General features: G+C 66.4%; 15 protein-coding genes. 1 reads left to right on the plus strand and 14 read right to left on the minus strand.

Annotated elements, in window-relative coordinates:
• The first annotated feature begins 2 nt into the window (after window positions 1–2).
• A complete protein-coding gene (hemH, locus tag KUV81_RS01905) occupies window positions 3–995 on the plus strand; it encodes a ferrochelatase (protein WP_222542150.1) in 993 nt (330 codons plus the stop codon).
• A 186-nt stretch (window positions 996–1,181) separates the two neighbouring features.
• Here the strand turns inward: hemH and KUV81_RS01910 are convergent, their stop codons facing one another.
• The 14 genes from KUV81_RS01910 to pxpB form a co-directional block, all read right to left on the minus strand.
• Window positions 1,182–1,379 (minus strand): helix-turn-helix transcriptional regulator, encoded by a 198-nt coding sequence (locus tag KUV81_RS01910; RefSeq protein ID WP_222542151.1) that lies wholly within the window; start codon window positions 1,377–1,379, stop codon window positions 1,182–1,184.
• On the minus strand, window positions 1,376–1,789 hold the full coding sequence (locus KUV81_RS01915; RefSeq protein WP_222542152.1) for a hypothetical protein: 414 nt from the start codon (window positions 1,787–1,789) through the stop codon (window positions 1,376–1,378). The genes KUV81_RS01910 and KUV81_RS01915 overlap by 4 nt, the downstream gene beginning before the upstream one ends.
• Window positions 1,790–1,974: 185 nt before the next feature.
• Entirely contained in the window at window positions 1,975–3,459 is a 1,485-nt protein-coding gene (locus KUV81_RS01920; RefSeq protein ID WP_222542153.1) for an efflux transporter outer membrane subunit, read from the minus strand.
• Window positions 3,452–6,505 (minus strand): efflux RND transporter permease subunit, encoded by a 3,054-nt coding sequence (locus KUV81_RS01925; protein ID WP_222542154.1) that lies wholly within the window; start codon window positions 6,503–6,505, stop codon window positions 3,452–3,454. Before KUV81_RS01925 ends, KUV81_RS01920 begins: the two co-directional genes overlap by 8 nt.
• Window positions 6,502–7,572: an efflux RND transporter periplasmic adaptor subunit gene (locus KUV81_RS01930; RefSeq protein WP_222542155.1), complete on the minus strand. Its 1,071-nt coding sequence runs from the start codon at window positions 7,570–7,572 to the stop codon at window positions 6,502–6,504. The genes KUV81_RS01925 and KUV81_RS01930 overlap by 4 nt, the downstream gene beginning before the upstream one ends.
• 252 nt (window positions 7,573–7,824) lie before the next feature.
• Entirely contained in the window at window positions 7,825–8,715 is an 891-nt protein-coding gene (locus tag KUV81_RS01935) for a LysR family transcriptional regulator (RefSeq protein WP_222542156.1), read from the minus strand.
• A 98-nt stretch (window positions 8,716–8,813) separates the two neighbouring features.
• A complete protein-coding gene (locus tag KUV81_RS01940; RefSeq protein ID WP_222542157.1) occupies window positions 8,814–9,851 on the minus strand; it encodes an extracellular solute-binding protein in 1,038 nt (345 codons plus the stop codon).
• The gene (potC, locus tag KUV81_RS01945; protein ID WP_222542158.1) at window positions 9,838–10,617 is read right to left on the minus strand and encodes a spermidine/putrescine ABC transporter permease PotC; all 780 of its coding nucleotides are present in this window, start codon (window positions 10,615–10,617) and stop codon (window positions 9,838–9,840) included. Before potC ends, KUV81_RS01940 begins: the two co-directional genes overlap by 14 nt.
• Window positions 10,601–11,470 (minus strand): spermidine/putrescine ABC transporter permease PotB, encoded by an 870-nt coding sequence (potB, locus tag KUV81_RS01950; RefSeq protein ID WP_222542159.1) that lies wholly within the window; start codon window positions 11,468–11,470, stop codon window positions 10,601–10,603. Before potB ends, potC begins: the two co-directional genes overlap by 17 nt.
• The gene (potA, locus tag KUV81_RS01955) at window positions 11,470–12,573 is read right to left on the minus strand and encodes a spermidine/putrescine ABC transporter ATP-binding protein PotA (protein WP_222542160.1); all 1,104 of its coding nucleotides are present in this window, start codon (window positions 12,571–12,573) and stop codon (window positions 11,470–11,472) included. Before potA ends, potB begins: the two co-directional genes overlap by 1 nt.
• A 129-nt stretch (window positions 12,574–12,702) precedes the next feature.
• Window positions 12,703–13,911: an NRAMP family divalent metal transporter gene (locus KUV81_RS01960; RefSeq protein WP_222542161.1), complete on the minus strand. Its 1,209-nt coding sequence runs from the start codon at window positions 13,909–13,911 to the stop codon at window positions 12,703–12,705.
• On the minus strand, window positions 13,904–14,674 hold the full coding sequence (locus KUV81_RS01965) for a 5-oxoprolinase subunit PxpA (RefSeq protein ID WP_222542162.1): 771 nt from the start codon (window positions 14,672–14,674) through the stop codon (window positions 13,904–13,906). Before KUV81_RS01965 ends, KUV81_RS01960 begins: the two co-directional genes overlap by 8 nt.
• On the minus strand, window positions 14,674–15,618 hold the full coding sequence (locus KUV81_RS01970) for a biotin-dependent carboxyltransferase family protein (protein ID WP_222542163.1): 945 nt from the start codon (window positions 15,616–15,618) through the stop codon (window positions 14,674–14,676). The genes KUV81_RS01965 and KUV81_RS01970 overlap by 1 nt, the downstream gene beginning before the upstream one ends.
• A complete protein-coding gene (gene pxpB / locus KUV81_RS01975; protein ID WP_222542164.1) occupies window positions 15,603–16,298 on the minus strand; it encodes a 5-oxoprolinase subunit PxpB in 696 nt (231 codons plus the stop codon). Before pxpB ends, KUV81_RS01970 begins: the two co-directional genes overlap by 16 nt.
• Window positions 16,299–16,399 lie beyond the last annotated feature (101 nt).

A 16,399-nucleotide genomic window follows, 5' to 3' on the forward strand; every position in this document is an offset into this window, starting at 1 on the left:
ACATGGACCAATCCCGATACGGCGTCCTGCTGGTCAACCTGGGCACGCCCTGCCAGCCCACGCCCAAGTGCGTGAAATGCTTTCTTTCTCAGTTCCTGTCGGACGAGCGGGTGGTGGACCTGCCCCGCTGGCAGTGGATGCCAATTCTGCACGGCATCATCCTCAACACCCGACCCAAGCGGGTGGCCAAGGCCTACCAGTCGATCTGGATGGAGGCCGGCTCGCCGCTGAAGTACTACAGCCTCAAGCAGCAGGAGGCCCTGGCCGAGCGCCTGCAACAGCGCCTGGGCGAGACGGTGCCGGTGGAGCTGGGGATGACCTACTGCAAGCCGGGCCTGAACGAGGGGCTGGAGAAGCTGGCTGACGCCGGGGTGGACAAGGTGGTGGTGCTGCCGCTGTTTCCCCAGTACTCCTGCTCCACCACCGGGGCGGTGGTGGACGCCCTGGCCGCGACCTTGAAGCAGAAGCGCGCGATGCCGGAGTACCGCCTGATCCGCGATTACCACCAGGATGCCGGCTACATCGCCGCCCTGGCCGCCACCGTGCGGGAGAGCTGGGCGGCCGAGGGCCGGGGCGACAAGCTGCTGATCTCCTTCCACGGCGTGCCCCAGCGCTACGTGGACGAGGGGGACCCCTACCGGGCCCACTGCGAGGCCACCGCCCATGCCCTGGCCGAGGCGCTGGAGTTGACCGAGTCGGAGTACCTGGTCTGCTTCCAGTCCCGCTTCGGCAAGGAGCCCTGGTTGGAGCCCTACTTCGATGAGACCCTGGAGGCGCTGCCCAAGCAGGGGGTCACCTCGGTGGATGTGATCTCCCCGGCCTTCTCGGTGGACTGCCTGGAGACCCTGGAGGAGCTGGCCATCGAGGGCAAGCAGGAGTTTCTGGAGGCCGGGGGCGAACGCTATCAGTTCATCCCCTGCCTGAACGACCGCGATGACCACATCGAGATGATGGCCAACCTGGTGATCCACAACGCCCAGGGCTGGGAGCGTTGAGCCAACTGAAATCGAAAAGGGCGCCGTAATTGGCGCCCTTTTTTATGGTTCTTCGTACTTTGGTCGCGTTCACGCTCACCAGCGCGACAACCCAAAACGGGAACGACAATACTCATTTAGATTACGGTGTTCACTCGGTACCAGAGCAAGCCTGGGCCCTTCCCCCCAAATCCGCGATGAACCTTTCTATTCCGGCTCGTCGGAGAAGATCGCCTCGATGGGCAGGGCAAACAGCCGGGCGGCCTTGAAGGCCAGAGTCAGGCTGGGATCGTATTTGCCCTTCTCGATGGCGTTGATGGTCTGGCGGGAGACCGACAGGCGCTGGGCCAGTTCCGCCTGGGTCCAGTCGCGCTCCGCCCGCAACACCTTCAGCCGGTTCTTCATGACAGTTTCCGCTGCCCCCAAAGGGTGGCGACCAAGTAGGTCAGGGCCATGATCACCACCAGGTGGCTGATCTGTGCCGGGCCGGTGATCAGGCCGCTGACTTCCAGGTTGCTGTAGGCCAGCCCCACCACCAGACCCACCCCCAGGGTGAGCGCCATTGCCTCCAGCTGCACTAGGCGCTGCATCTCATCCAGGCCCATCAGGTGGCGCTTGTTGGCCAGGATCATCCCCACCCCCACCAGCAGATTGAGGGCGATGGCCGCCCAGGTCCAAAGGCTGTGCGGGGCCCACCACAGCTGTGGGCCGAAGTTGGCCAGGGCCATGGTGAGCAGCCAAAGGCCGGTCCACAGGGCCAGGCGTTTGACGTTGTGCCTTTGGGTGGCGGCAAAATCGGAGGTGGATACGTTCATCACGCTTCCTCGCAATGGGTTGGTGATCAAAATATCGTCAAAGCTTGTCTTAATGTCAAGTATGCTTGTCATTATGATTTGTTGTTTTTACTTTTTGTCCGCAATTCTGAACACCGTGATGCCACAACGCCCCGGCCAATGGCCGGGGCGTTGTGGGGTGTTTCGCCGCTTGGCGCAGGGGCGCGTCAGGCCGGGTCCGGAACCACAGACCAGTCGCCGCCCAGGGCCTTGTGCAGGAACACCAGGTGGTTGGCGGTGTTGAGCCGGGCCACCAGGGCCGCGTCCTCCATCAGGTTGACCTGACGCTGGGCATCCAGCACCGCCAGGAAGTCCACCAGTCCGGCCCGGTAGAGGGAACGGGCCTTGTCGGCGGCCAGACGGGCCTGCTCGGCGGCGGTGTCAATCTGGCTCTGGTGGCCCTGCTGGTTGCCGTAGGCCATCAGCGCCGTCTCCACCTCGTTGAAGGCCTGGTTGACCTGATACTGGTAACTCAGCGCCGCCTGCTGGAAGCGGGCCTCCTGCATCTCCACCAGGGCCTGACCCCGACCGCCGTCGAACAGGGTCCACTGCACGCCCACGGAGGCCAGCCAGGCCTCGGAGCCGCTACTGAACAGGTCCTCAAAGTTCTCCGCCAGGCTGGCGGGGGAGCCGGTGAGGAACACCTTGGGGTAGCGGGCGGCGATGGCCACCCCCACCTCCTGGTTGACCGCCGCCATCTCCCGCTCCGCCAGGGCGATGTCGGGACGACGCTGCAGCAGCTCGGATTTGAGGCCCACCGGCACCCGCCCTTCGATGCGCGGCAGGGGGCGAGCGCTGAACCTTTGCTGGGTGTCGGATACCCCCTCGCCCAGCAGGGTGGCCAGGCGCCCCAGGTGGGCCTGTTCGGCGGTACGCAGCAGTGGCAGGCTGGCGCGGGTGGCGGCCAGCAGCGCTTCGGCCTGCACCCGGTCCAGCTCGGAGCCGTAACCGGCGGATTGCAGCCGCTCGACCAGGGCCACCATCACCTCCTGCTCCTCGACGTTGCGCTCGGCGATGGCCAGGCGGGCCTGTGCGCCGCGGTACTGCAGGTAGTTGTGCACCGCCTCGGTGGTCACCATGGTCAGGGTGCCCTGGCGCAGGATCTCGGCCTGCTCCAGGCGAATGCCGGCCAGCTGGTCCATGGCGTCCAGGCGGCCAAACAGATCCATCTCCCAGCTGACGTTGGCGCCCACCACAAAGGCGCCGTTGTCCCGATCCAGCAGGTTCAGATCCTGACCGGCAGGGGGCAGCACGGCACCCCCCTGGCCCAGATCCGGCATGGTGGCGGTGAGGGCGCCGCCGAGCAGGGGATCGTATTCGCTCAGTCGGGCGTGGTGGTAACCGGCGCCGACGCTGACGGTGGGGATCTTGGCGGTGGCCACGGCGCTGCGGTAAGCCCGGGCGCTCTGGATCCGCTGCTGGGCCAGCTGCAGCGAGATGTTCTGCTGCTGCACGCTGGCCACCAGGGCATCCAGCTCCGGGTCGTTAAAGCGGCGCCACCAGGCCTCATCCTCGATGGGCGCGCCGGCCACGCCGGCCACCGCCTGGTTGAGGTAGAGATCACCGGCCTCAGTGGTGGGGGCCTGGTACTCGGGGGTCACGGAACAGCCGGCCAGCGCCATGCTGATCAGGAGGACACTCAACTTACGCATGGGACAACTCCGGTTGGGTTTGGGGGGCGGGCTCGGCAAAGAGCAGCCGATAAAGGGCCGGCATGATCAGCAGCGACAGCAGGGAGGCCACGCAGAGGCCGCCGATGATGGCCGCCGCCATCTGGTCAAACAGCTGGTCGCTGAGCAGGGGGATCATCCCCAGGGCCGTGGTCAGTGCCGCCATGGAGATCGCCATGGTGCGGTTCAAGGTGGCGTCGACGATGGCCGGCTCCAGCGCTTTGCCGGCGCGGCGCTCCAGCTCAATCTGGTCCATCAGCACGATGCCGTTTTTGATGATCATGCCGGAGAGGGAGATCACCCCGACGATGGCCATAAAGCCGAAGGGCTTGCCGAACAGCAGCAATCCGCCGGCCACCCCCATCATCGCCAGGGGCACGGTGCCGAAGATGATGAGCGGTTGGCGGTAGGCGCTGAACATCCCCATCAGGATGATGAACATGATGAGCAGGGCCTTGGGGGTCTGGGCCAGGATGTCGTCCACCGCCCGCTTCTCATCGTAATACTCGCCGCCCCACTCGAAGCGGTAGCCCGGGGGCAGGGGGATCGCCTCGATCTGCTCCGCCACGGCGTTGCGCAGCTCCGCCGGGGTGGCGTCGGCGACGCCGGCCTGGGCGGTGATGGCCCGCACCCGGTCCCGGCGCCAGATGAGGCTCTGCTCGCCGCGCAGCTCAAACTCGTCCACCACCTGGCCCAGGGGCACACTGATGGGGCTCAAGGCGGAGCGCACCGGCAGATCGTGCAGCTGATCCAGGGAAGCGTTGGCGCTGCGCAGCTTGATGGGCAGCAGGTTGTCCCCCTGGCGCAGCTGGCCCAGCAGCTGACCGTCGGTGGCCCGTTGCAGGGCCTGGGCCACGTCGGTGCGGGTGATCCCCGCCAGGCGGGCCTGCTCCTGGTTGAGCACGGGCACCAGCACCGGGCTCTCCTGGCGCCAGTCGTTGCGCACGTAACGGGCGTTGGGGTGGGCGGCCAGGATCGCCTCGGCCTGGGCGGAGAGGGACTGGAGCACCTGCGGGTCCGGCCCCAGGAAGCGCGCCTCGACGCTGAACTTGTCCTTGGTGGCCAGTTTCAGGTCCCGAAAGCGCGGTTCGGCGTCGGGGAAGGTCTGGGCCAGCCAGGTGTCACCGGCGCGCACCAGGGGCGCGATGGCGTCGAAATCCCGGGTGTTGATCAGGATCTGCCCATAGGCGCCGTCCATCCCCTCCGGCTCCACGGTGACCGAGAAGCGCGGGGCCCCGGCACCGATAAAGCTGGCGAAGTTGGTCACCTCCGGCCGTTCGGCCAGCCAGGCTTCGATCTTGGCCATGTCGGCGGCGGTGTCCTCGATGCGCCCGCCGTTGGGGGCCCAGTAATCCAGGAACACCATGGCGCGGTCCGAGGTGGGGATGAAGTTCACCTGGATAAAGGGCAGCGCCGCCAGGGTCAGCAGCAGCATGGGCACCACGCTGGCCAGGGTTTTCTTCGGGTGGCGCACGCTTAAGCGCAGCAGGGTTTCGAAGCGCGCCGCCAGGGGGCCGGGCCGAGTGTCACCGGCCTTCGGCTCGGGCAGGAAGGCCCAGCACATCAGCGGGGTGATGGTCATGGCCACCAGCCAGGAGAGCAGCAAGGAGCTGGCGATCACCTGTACCACCGAGAGGGAGAACTCCGCCGCATCGGTCTGGGAGAACAGCACCGGCGCCGTGCCCATGATGGCGATGACGGTGGCCCCGAGCAGGGGCCAGGCCATCTCGCTGACCGACTCCTGGGCCGCCTGCAGCCGTTCCTGCCCGGCCTTCAGCTTGGCCTGGAAGAGATCCGTGATGACGATGGCGTTGTCCACCAGCATCCCCAGGGCCAGGATAAAGGCCCCCAGGGAGACCCGTTGCAGGTCCACCCCGGCCAGGTTCATGTAGATGAGGGTCAGCAGGATACTGAGCAGCAAACTGACGCCAACGATGCTGGCGCTGCGCCAGCCCATAAAGATCAGCAGCACCCCCACCACGATGGCCAGGCTCTGCAGCAGGTTGCTGACAAAGTCGTTGATGGACTTGTTCACCTCATCCGGCTGGAAGGCGATCACCTCCACCTGGGCCCCCAGGGGCAGGCCAGCGTCGAAGTCGGCCAGCACCCGGGTGAGCCCGTCCCCCAGGCTCACCACATTGACCCCTTCGGTGGGGCTGACCGCCAGGACGATGGCCTGCTCGCCGTTGTAGCGACTGCGGTTGAGCGCCGGGTTCTGTTCGGTCTGGCTGACGGTGGCGATGTCCCCCAGGCGGACTAGGCCGTGGCCCAGCTCCCCCAGGCTGCCCTTGAGCATCAGGTTTTCAATCTCGGCCACGCTGTCGAAGTGGCCCGCCTGGGCCACCCGCAGGCGGCGGTTGCCCAGATCGAAGGCACCGGCATCCACGGTCAGGTTGTGGCTGCCCAGCTGGGTCAGCACGTCGGCCAGGGTCAGGCCATTCTGGGCCAGGCGCTCCTGGGGGATCTCGATGCTGATCTCCTCCTCCACTACGCCGTGCAGCGCCACCTTCTTGATGCCGTCGATGGTGTTGAGCTGGCGCTGCAGATCCCGGGCGTGGTCCTTGAGCTCGGCCATGGAGAGATCCTCCCCCACCACGGCGAAGAGCATGCCGTAGACCTCGGAGAACTCGTCCATCACCACGGAAATTTGGGCCTGGGCCGGCAGCTCCAGTTTGACGTCGTTGACCTTGCGGCGCAGCAGGTCCCACTCCTGGGGCAGGGCCTCGGAGCTCACCGACTCTTTGAGATCCACCAGCACCGTGGAGATCCCCGGCTGGGAGAGGGAGCGCAGCTTCCACAGGTTGCCCATCTCCTGCAGCCGGGTCTCCACCTTGTCGGTCACCAGGCGCTCCACCTCCTGGGCGCTGGCCCCGGGGTAGAGGGTCACCACGGCGGCGCTTTTGACGGTGAAGGTGGGGTCTTCCAGCTTGCCCAGGTCGAAATAGGAGTAGAGCCCCACCAGGGTGCACAGTACGGTGAAGAACACCACGAAGGTGCGCTGGCGGATGGCGAAGGTGGCCAGGTTCATCGGCGCACCTCCCGCCAGGCGTCGATGGGATCGCCGGCCTTGAGGTAGTGGGCGCCTGCCACCACGATCCGGTCGCCGGCGTTAAGATCGCCCGTCACACAGACCCGCTCCGGCCCCTGCTCCAGCACCTCGACCGGCACCGGCTCGGCCTGGTGGTCGCTCAGACGCACCAGCTGACTTTGGCCTGCGCCGGTGGTCAGTGCCGAAGCGGGCACGCAGTGCTGGGCCGGGGCCTCGGTGTCCACCAGGCGCAGCTGCACCGCCTTGCCGGCAAACAGCGCCGCGGGGCGGTCATCCAGGGCGAAGGTCACGGCGTAGGTGCGCTTGATGGGGTGGGGCAGGCTGGCCACCTCGGTGGCCACGGCAGCAACCCGCTCGGGGCTGCCAAACCAGTGGATCTGGGCGGACTGGCCCTGGTGGAAGCGGGTCAGCTGGCTGTGGGGGACGTCGAGCACCACCTGAAGGGCATCCGGGGTGTGCAGTGACAGTATGGGCTGGCCGTCACTGACCAGCTCATGGGCCTCGACAAAGCGCTGGCCCACCTGGCCAGCAAAGGGCGCCCGCAGCTCGGTGTAGCGCACGCCATCCCGGGCTTTCTCCAGGTTGCGCTCCATCACCACCACCGCGGCCGCGGCCCGGGCTTCGCCGGTGCGGGCGCGGTCCAGATTGACGTCCGCCATGGCGTTGTCGGCGGTGGCCTGCTCCACCCGGGCCAGCTCATTGCGGGCCAAGCGCCAGGTGGCTTGGGCCTCGCTCAATCGCGCTTCCAACTCCTTGACCGTCAGGGTGTAGTCGTGGGACTCCAGGCGGGCCAGCAGCTGCCCCGCCTCGACCCGGTCACCGACCTGAACGACCATCGGCTCCAAACGGCCGGCCACTTTAAAGGCCAGGTCCGAGCGCTGTCGGGCCTCCAGCACGCCGCTGAACTGACGGTAAGCGGCTTCGCTGCCGTCCAGGGTGACCACGTTCACCAGGCGGCCGGGGGCGCCGGGGTTGGATTGAGGGGTGTCGTTGCTGCAGCCGGTCAGGCCCAGGGCCACCAACACGGCGAGGGTGCGCAGTTTCATCGAGAGGGATCTCCAGGTTCAGGATGGAGCGCATTCTATTGAACCTATAGGGCGAGAAAATCCCCCCGGGGCAAGACTTACTGTCTCAAAATATGAGACAAAAATGGCATCAGTCCGACGCAAGCAAACATAAGCCGTTAAGTGTCTGAACTGTAAAGGAAAGTGGCTTATTTGCATCAGGTTCATGCCAAGGGTTGAGCGAACCCCCTGGCAGAAAGGTATGAGAAACAGGGCATTATCAACAGGGCCGGTTCAGGCGGACTGGGTCAATTCGGGCACGTACTCCAGCAGCCACTCAAGCAACAGCCGGGCCCCCTGGGACAGGCTCAGGCGATCCCGGTAGACCAGCCACACCTCCTCCTGGGGGCTGACCAGCTCCGGCATCAGCAACTCAAGCTCACCGTTTTGCAGGTGCTGCATCGCCATCAGCTCCGGCAGGTGGCTGATCCCGGTGCCGTCCACCGTGGCCCGGCGCAGGTAGGTCATGCTGTTGCTGATGAGCGCCGCATTGACCGGCACCTGGGCCTGTTCAAACTGCCAATGGTGCTCCACCCGGCCATCGGGCCAGCGAAAGCCCAGCAGGCGATGGTGTGCCAGGGCCTCCAGGGTGGTGGGGCGGCCGTGGGTGGCCAGGTAGTCGGGGCTGGCGTAGAGACGCCGGCCAAAGCGGCCCAGGGGACGGGCGATGTGGCTGGAGTCCACCATGGGGCCGGCATGAAGGCAGAGATCCAGCCCCAGGTTCACGATGTCGTGGTAGCCGACGGTGCTGATCAGTACCTCCAGGCGCAGCTCGGGGTAGCGGCTCATAAACTGCTGCAGCAGTGGGTGGAGGATCACCTCCGCCTCCGGCAGCACCCCCAGGCGCACCTTGCCCACCGGCGACTGGCTCTGGTGGCGCACCGAGTCCAGGGCGGCGTCCAGCATGGGCATCAGCGACTCGAAGCGCTGGTAGAGCTCCTGGCCCACCGGGGTGAGGCTCAATTTCCGGGTGGTGCGGGTGAACAGGGTGCCCCCGAGCCGTTTTTCCAGCTCGCCGATGCGTCGGCTGACGTTGGCCCGGGGCAGGTCCCAGGCTTCGGCCACGGCGGAGAAGCTGCCCAGCTCCACCACCGCCATAAAGAGTTTGAGATCGTCTGTGCGCATCGAAAGGCCCCCAGGAGTTGCCTGGCATTATGGCGAAAAAAACAAAGCCCGTAACGCCTTGGGACGCTACGGGCTGGGATTGTGCGACTCGGCGCCCTTTATCGGCCGGTCTTAAGCTTCTCCCAGTACTGGATGTAGAGGGCCAGCGCCTCGTCCCCCACGTCCTCCTGGAACTCGCCCTGGGCGATCACCTCGTCCGGCGGGAAGATCACCGGGTTGGTGCGCAGTTCCTCATCCAGCATGCCGATGGCGGTCTCGTTGGGGGTGGTGTAACCCAGGTACTCGACCACCTGCACTGCCACGTCGGGGCGCAGCATGAAATCGATGAACTTGTGGGCGTTCTGCACGTTGGCCGCGCCGGCGGGGATGGCGAAGCTGTCCACCCACAGGGCCGCGCCCTCTTTGGGGTAGATGTACTGGATCGCCTCCTCCTCCTCCTGGGCCATCATCACCTCGCCGTTCCAGATCATGCCGAGGTTGACGTCCCCTGCCAGGTAGGGCTCGCGGGGGGCATCGGAGTTGAACACCAGCACGTTGGGCATCAGCTCTTTGAGCAGTTCGTAGGCCTGCTTGATCTCCTCTGGGTTGGTGCTGTTGGCGCTGTGACCGTTGATCCGCAGGGCCATGTGGAACACCTCGCGCACGTCGTTGGTCAGCAGCAGGCTGCGGCGCCACTTGGGATCCCAGAGATCCTTCCAGCTGGTGATCCCTTCCGCGTCCACCTCATCGACGTTGATGCCGATGCCGGTGCTGCCCCAGACGTAGGGCAGGCTGTACTGGTTCTTGGGATCGTAGGGCTGATCCAGGATGGCCGGGTCCAGGTGCTTGAGGTTGGACAGCTTGGTGTGGTCGATGGACTGCAGCAGACCCTCCTGAGCCATCTTGGAGACGAAGTAGGTGGAGGGGACGATGACGTCGTAGCCGGTGCCCTTTTGCAGCTTGAGCTTGGAGTACATCACCTCGTTGCTGTCGAAGGTGGCGTACTCCACCTGGATCCCGGTCTCCTTGGTGAACTGGGCCAGCAGGCCATCGGGCACGTACTCGGTCCAGTTGTAGACCACCACCTTTTCCTGGGCCTGGGCGGCGCCGGTCAGGGCCAGCAGGCCGGCGGCGCACAGCAGCTTAACGGCTTTCATTGTATTTTCTCCTGGTCAGCAGCGAGATAAGCAGAGTCATGATGAGCGAGATGCCCAGCAACAGCGTGGCGATGGCGTTGACCTCCGGGGAGACCCCCACCTTCACCATGGAAAACACCCGGATGGGCAGCACTTCGTAACTGGGGCCAGTGACGAAGGAGCTGATGATCACGTCATCCAGGGAGAGGGTAAAACTGAGCAGCCAGCTGGCGGCGATGGCGGAGCCGGCCATGGGCATGATGATGCGGGTGAACACCTGGCTTTCGCTGGCCCCCAGATCCCGGGCGGCGTCCACCAGGTTCTTGTCGAACCCCTTGAGGGCGGCGTACACGGTGATCACCACGAAGGGCAGGCAGAAGGTGATGTGGGAGAGCAGCAGACTCCAGAACCCCAGCTGCACCCCCATGGCCATAAAGATCACCAGGAAGGTGATGGCCAGGACGATGTCCGGCGACATCATCACCACGAACAGCATGCCGCTGGCGGCGGGCTTCAAACGGAAGCGGTAGCGGTGGATGGCGTGGGCCATCAGGGTGCCGATCACTGTCGCCGCGGTGGCGGCCAGCACTGCCACGGTCAGGGAGTGGGTGAAGGCCTGCATCAGGGCGTCGTTGTTGAACAGCCGCTCGTACCAGCGCCAGCTGAAGCCGTTCCACTTGTGGCCGTACTTGGACTTGTTGAAGGAGTTGACCACCAGTACCGCCATCGGCAGGTAGAGGTAGAAGAACACCAGGCCCACCAGCAGCCATTTAGAGATTCGAGTCATCGAGTCCCCCCTGGCGCTGCACCAGTCGATTGGCGTAGTAGTAGGCCGCCAGCATGATCCCCATCATGACGATGAGGGCGATGCTGATGGCGGCGCCGAAGGGCCAGTCCCTAAGCACCAGGAACTGGTTCTTGATGACGTTGCCCAGCAGCAGATTGGTGGCCCCGCCCAGCAGGTCGGCGACGTAGAACATCCCCATGGCCGGCAGGAACACCAGCAGGCAGCCGGCGACGATCCCCGGCATGGTCATCGGCAGTACGATGTGCCAGAAGCGGCGCACCGGGCCGGCCCCCAGGTCCTTGCCCGCCTCCAGCAGGCTCTGATCCAGGTTCTCGAAGCTGGAGATGAGCGGCAAAATCATGAAGGGCAGCAGGATGTAGACCAGGCCGAAGATCACCGCGAACTCGGTGTAGAGCAGGGGCAGGGGGCCGTCGATGAGGCCGATGGCCTCCAAAAAGCGGTTCACCAGCCCCTTGTTGCCCAGGATGATCTTGATGGCGTAGGTGCGAATGAGGCTGTTGGTCCAGAAGGGCACGATCATCAGAAACAGCACCAGCAGGCGCTGGGGCCGGGGCAGCTTGGCGACGATGTAGCCGAAGGGGTAGCCCACCAGAAGGCAGATCACCGTGGCGTAGAAGGAGAGCACCAGGCTGTCCCACAGTACCCCCAGGTAGAGGGGGTTCCACAGCTTGCGCAGGTTCTCCAGGGTGACAGGAAACACCGCCAGGTGCTCGCTGTCCGGGGTCAGGAAGCTGGTGATCAGCACCAGCAGGTGGGGAGCCAGCACGAAGACCCCGAGCCAGGTCAGGGTCAGAGTCACCACCAGGGGGCGGAAACGCAGATAGCGGGTCATCAGAGCTGGGACTCCGATTTGATGACGTGCTCCCAGCCGTGCACCCAGTCCACCCACACCTTCTGGCCCAGGCGGTAGTCGAAGTCCGGATCGTCCTCGTCGAAGAACTCGCTGGCGTGCACCCGCATGCCGTTGTTGAGCTCGATGATGGAGTCCAGGGTCTTGCCCTTGTAGTTGCGCTCCCGCACCTGGCCGATAAAGCCGGGCTTGTCCGGCGCGTCCTCGATGTACTCGATGCGCAGATCCTCCGGGCGCAGCAAAATCTTGATCTGATCGCCGACGTTGAACACCTGATCGGTGAGGATCTCCCGTTGGTGGTTGGCCATCTTGGCCACGTACTTGAGATCCTCCAGCTGCTCGATGATCTCGCCGTCAAAGACGTTGATCTCTCCGATGAAGGAGGCCACGAACAGGTTCTGGGGGGATTCGTAGATCTCTCGCGGGGTGCCCACCTGCTGGGCCACGCCACCGTCCATCACCAGGATGCGGTCGGACATGGACAGCGCCTCTTCCTGGTCGTGGGTGACGTAGATGAAGGTGATCCCCAGCTGGCGCTGCAGCATCTTCAGCTCCACCTGCATCTGCTGGCGCAGCTTGGCGTCCAGGGCGGAGAGGGACTCGTCCAGCAGCAGCACCTTGGGACGGTTGACCACCGCCCGGGCGATGGCCACCCGCTGCTTCTGGCCGCCGGAAAGCTGGTGGGGGCGCCGGTCGGCGTACTCCGCCAGGCGCACCATCGCCAGGGCGTCGTTCACCCGGGATGCGATCTCCGCCTTGTCCACCTTGGCCATATTGAGGCCGAAGGCCACGTTGTCGAACACCGACATGTGGGGAAACAGGGCGTAGCTTTGGAACACGGTGTTGACCGGACGGGCCTCTGGGGCCACCTGGGCGATGTCGGTGCCGTCCAGCTCGATGCGCCCCTCGTTGGGCAGCTCGAAGCCGGCACACAGACGCAGTACCGTGGTTTTACCGCAGCCGGAGGGCCCCAGGATCGTGAAGAACTCGCCGTTGGCGATCTCCAGGGAGAAATCGTTCAGCACCGTCTGATTGCCGTATCGTTTGACGATGCCGGACAGGGAGAGAATGGGTTGGTTTGACACGGGCGTATCTTTAAAGAGAAAGACCAACCCTAGATTTTAATGCCTTAGTGTTAATTCGCAATGATACCGGGATCCCGTTATCGCGCCTCAGGCGCAATTTTTAGACCGGATATCCATCACTTAGCGGGCTCAGCCCCCCAGCAGGCGCGTCGCTGCGTAGAGGCTCATCGCCCCCATGATGACCACCACCGCCCAGCCCAGCAGGCTCAGCACCCGCGGGTGGCGGTAGTCGCCGACGATGCTCTGGCGGTGGGCCGCCATCAGCATCAGCCCCAACCCCAGGGGCAGGATAAATCCGTTGAGGGTGCCCACCAGGATCAGCAGGGTCACCGGCTTGCCCACCAGGCAGAAGATCCCCGCGGAGCTGGCAATAAAGGCCACCACCAGGGCGTTGTGGTGGCGCTCCAGCGCCGGGTGCAGGGTGCGCAGGAAGGAGACCGAGGTGTAGGCGGCGCCGATCACCGAGGTGATGGCGGCGCTCCACATCACCAGGCCGAACACCCGGTAGCCCAGCTCCCCGCCGGCCAGGCGGAACACCGAGGCGGGGGGATTCTGACCGTCCACCGACAGCCCCATGCCCATCACCCCCAGCACCGCCAGAAACAGCATCACCCGGATGAGGGACGCCAGCACGATGGCGGAGGTGGCGCCGCGGTTAACCTGGGGCAGGGCCTCGACGCCGTGCACCCCGCCGTCGATAAGCCGGTGGGCCCCGGCGAAGGTGATGTAGCCCCCCACGGTGCCCCCCACCAAGGTAACGATGGCCACAGGATCGATGCGATCCGGCCACAGGGTCTGGCGGGCCGCCTCCGCCAGCGGCGGCTGACTGATGAGCAGCACATAACCCACCAGCACTAGCAGCACCGCCCCCATGGCCATGACGAAGCGGTCCATGCGGGCGCTGGCCCCCTTGAACAGGAACAACGCGATGGCCACCGCGGCGCTCACCGCCGCCCCCCACTCGGGGCTCACCCCCACCAGCACTTGGGCCCCCAGGCCGGTGCCCCCGAGGTTGCCGATGTTAAAGGCCAGCCCCCCGGCGGCCACCAGCGCGGCCAGCAGGTAGCCGGCCCCGGGCAGCACCGCGTTGGCCACCTCCTGGGCCCGGCGGCCGGAGACCACCAGCACCCGCCAGATGTTGAGCTGGGCGGCGATGTCCAGCAGCACCGACATCAGAATGACAAAGCCGAAGGCGGCCCCCAGCTCCAGGGTGAACACCGTGGTCTGGGTCAGAAAGCCCGGGCCTACGGCGGAGGTGGCCATCAGGGCGGCGGCCCCCAGCACCCGGCTGCGCAGCGCGGGCACCTTGGCGGTCAGGGAAAGGCTTTGGTCACTCATGGGGGTCCTTGTCGGTGTTCGGAGGCGTCAGGGGGATCCCCTGCTCGGTGAGAAACTGGTGGGCCTTCTGGGCAAAGGCCAGGGCGTGGGGGCCGTCTCCGTGCAGACAGAGGGTGTCGGCCCGCAGCAGCACCCGGTGGCCCTCCCGGGCGGTGACGCGGCCCTCCTGGGCCAGGGCCTGGATCTGCGCCAGGGCCTCGTCGTCCGTCTCAATCAGGGCGTCGGACTCGGTGCGGGGCACCAGGCGGCCGTTGGCCAGGTAGCGCCGGTCGGCAAACACCTCGTGGGCCACCGCCAGCCCCAGGTCGTGGCCGGCCTGGGGCAGGGCACTGCCGGAGAGGCCCACCAGCACCAGGCTGGGGTCAAAATCCCGCACCGCGGTGGCGATGGCCAGGGCCAGCTCGGCGTCGTCCGCCGCCTGGTTGTAGAGGGCGCCGTGGGGTTTGACGTGGTGCAGCCGCCCCCCCTGGACCCGGACGATCGCCTCCAGCGCCCCCAGCTGGTAGAGGATGAGCTCCCGCACCTGGGCGGCGCTCAGGGTCTGGGGCCGGCGCCCGAAATGGGCCCGGTCGTCGTAGCCGGGGTGAGCGCCGATGGCCACCCCGTGGGCCAGGGCCAACGCCACGGTGCGGGCCATCAGCTCGGGCCCGCCGGCGTGCAGGCCGCAGGCGATGTTGGCGGAGCTGATGAAGGGCATCAGCGCGGCGTCCTGGTTGGCCTCGCCGCTCAGCTCCCCCAAATCGCAGTTAAGATCCCAATGCATCACGGGTGCCTCCAGTGCCCGGCGGCCGAGAAGGCCAGCCGGTTGAGATGGTGTTGCCGGGTGCGCAGTGCCGACCGGGCGTCTTCGACACTCACCTGGACAAACGTCAGGGTGTCACCGGGCCGGGCCTGGGCCAGGCGGGGCAGGTCGACGCTGGCCACCACCGCCACCTTGGGGTAGCCGCCGGTGGGCTGGCCGTCGGCCATCAGGACGATGGGCTGGCCGTCCGGCGGCACCTGGATGGCGCCGGCCACGGTGCCTTCGGTCAGCCACTCCCGCTCATCCCGGCGGGTCAGTGGCGGGCCGCTCAGGCGACAACCCATGCGATCGCTTTGCTCGCTCAGCCGGTAGGGGTGGGCGCACAGGGCCGCCACGCCCCCCTCGAAGGCTTCGGCCTGGGGGCCGGGGATCACCCGGATGGGGGCGGGGTCCAGCAAGTGCAGTGTGGTGGAAATGCCGCCGGGCACCGGACCGTCGTAAGGGATCAGGGGCAGGGTGTCCCCGGTTTCCAGGGCGCGCCCCTCAACGCCCCCCAACCGGGCCCGTACCAGGGTGGCCCGGCTGCCCAAGGTGGCTGGCACTCCCAGCCCCCCCTTGAACGCCAGGTAGCCGCGACAGCCCCGTTTCAGGGGCCCGACGGTGAGCCTCTGGCCCGGCGACACCGCCACCGGGGCGGCGGTGGGCACCGGTTGGCCATCCAGTGTGGCACCCAGTTGCTGACCCACCAGGGCGATGACCGTCGGGGCATCGAAGCTCAGGGTGGGGCCGGAGAGGGTGAACTCCAGCAGCGCAGTGTCCCCGGCCTGATCCAGCAGGCGGTTGGCCACCTCGGCACCGAGCCGATCCATGGCCCCGGCGGTGGGCAGCCCCAGGTGGCGATAGCCGATGCGGCCGCCATCCTGCACCGTGGTGAAGGGGCCCGAGGCGATCACCCGGCAGGCCATGGGGCACGCTCCGTCATCTGCTCAAACTGCGCCAGGGAGATGGGTTCGAACTTGAGCCGGTCTCCCGGCTCCAGGGCCGTGGGGCGGGGCCGATCGAAATCCACCAGGGGGCAGGGGGTCTGGCCAATCAGCTGCCAGCCGCCGGGGCTGGCCAGGGGATAGACTCCGGTTTGCGCTCCGGCGATCCCCACGCTGCCGGCGGCCACCTGGGTGCGGGGGGTGGCCCGGCGGGGGGTGGCCAGGGCCGGATCCAGCCCCTCCAAAAAGGGAAAGCCGGGAGCAAAGCCGAGAAAGCGCACCCGATACTCCGGGGCGCTGTGGCGGGCCACCAGCGCCTCGACGCTGAGGCCACAGTGAGCGGCCACTTCGGCCAGGTCGGGGCCCAGGCTTGGGTGGTAGCACACCGGCAGGCGCACCAGACGACCCGGCGCCGGTGTGGGCGTCTTTTGCAGCGCCGCCAGGGCCCCGTCGATAAGCGGGGTGAAGTGGGCCTCGGGGTGGGGCAGGTCTAGAGGGTCGAAGTGCAGGGTCACCGTGGTGTAGGCGGGCACCGCATCCAGGCAGCCGGGCAGGGCGCACAGGGCCGCGGTGGCCGCCGCCAGTTCCGTTGCCGGTAGGGCCGCGTCGAGCTGCACCAACAGGGCGCTGTCCCCCAGGGGGCTGAGCCGATAATCGAGCACGGAAAGTCAGTCACTTCATTAACAAATCAGTCACCTCACTGTATCCCAAGGAGGGACCCGGGGGCCAGCGGCCGGGTTTCCACGGGCCACACAGTGGGTAA

Origin of the sequence: Ferrimonas balearica (genome assembly GCF_019802085.1) — a bacterium.
Lineage (GTDB): Bacteria > Pseudomonadota > Gammaproteobacteria > Enterobacterales > Shewanellaceae > Ferrimonas > Ferrimonas balearica_B.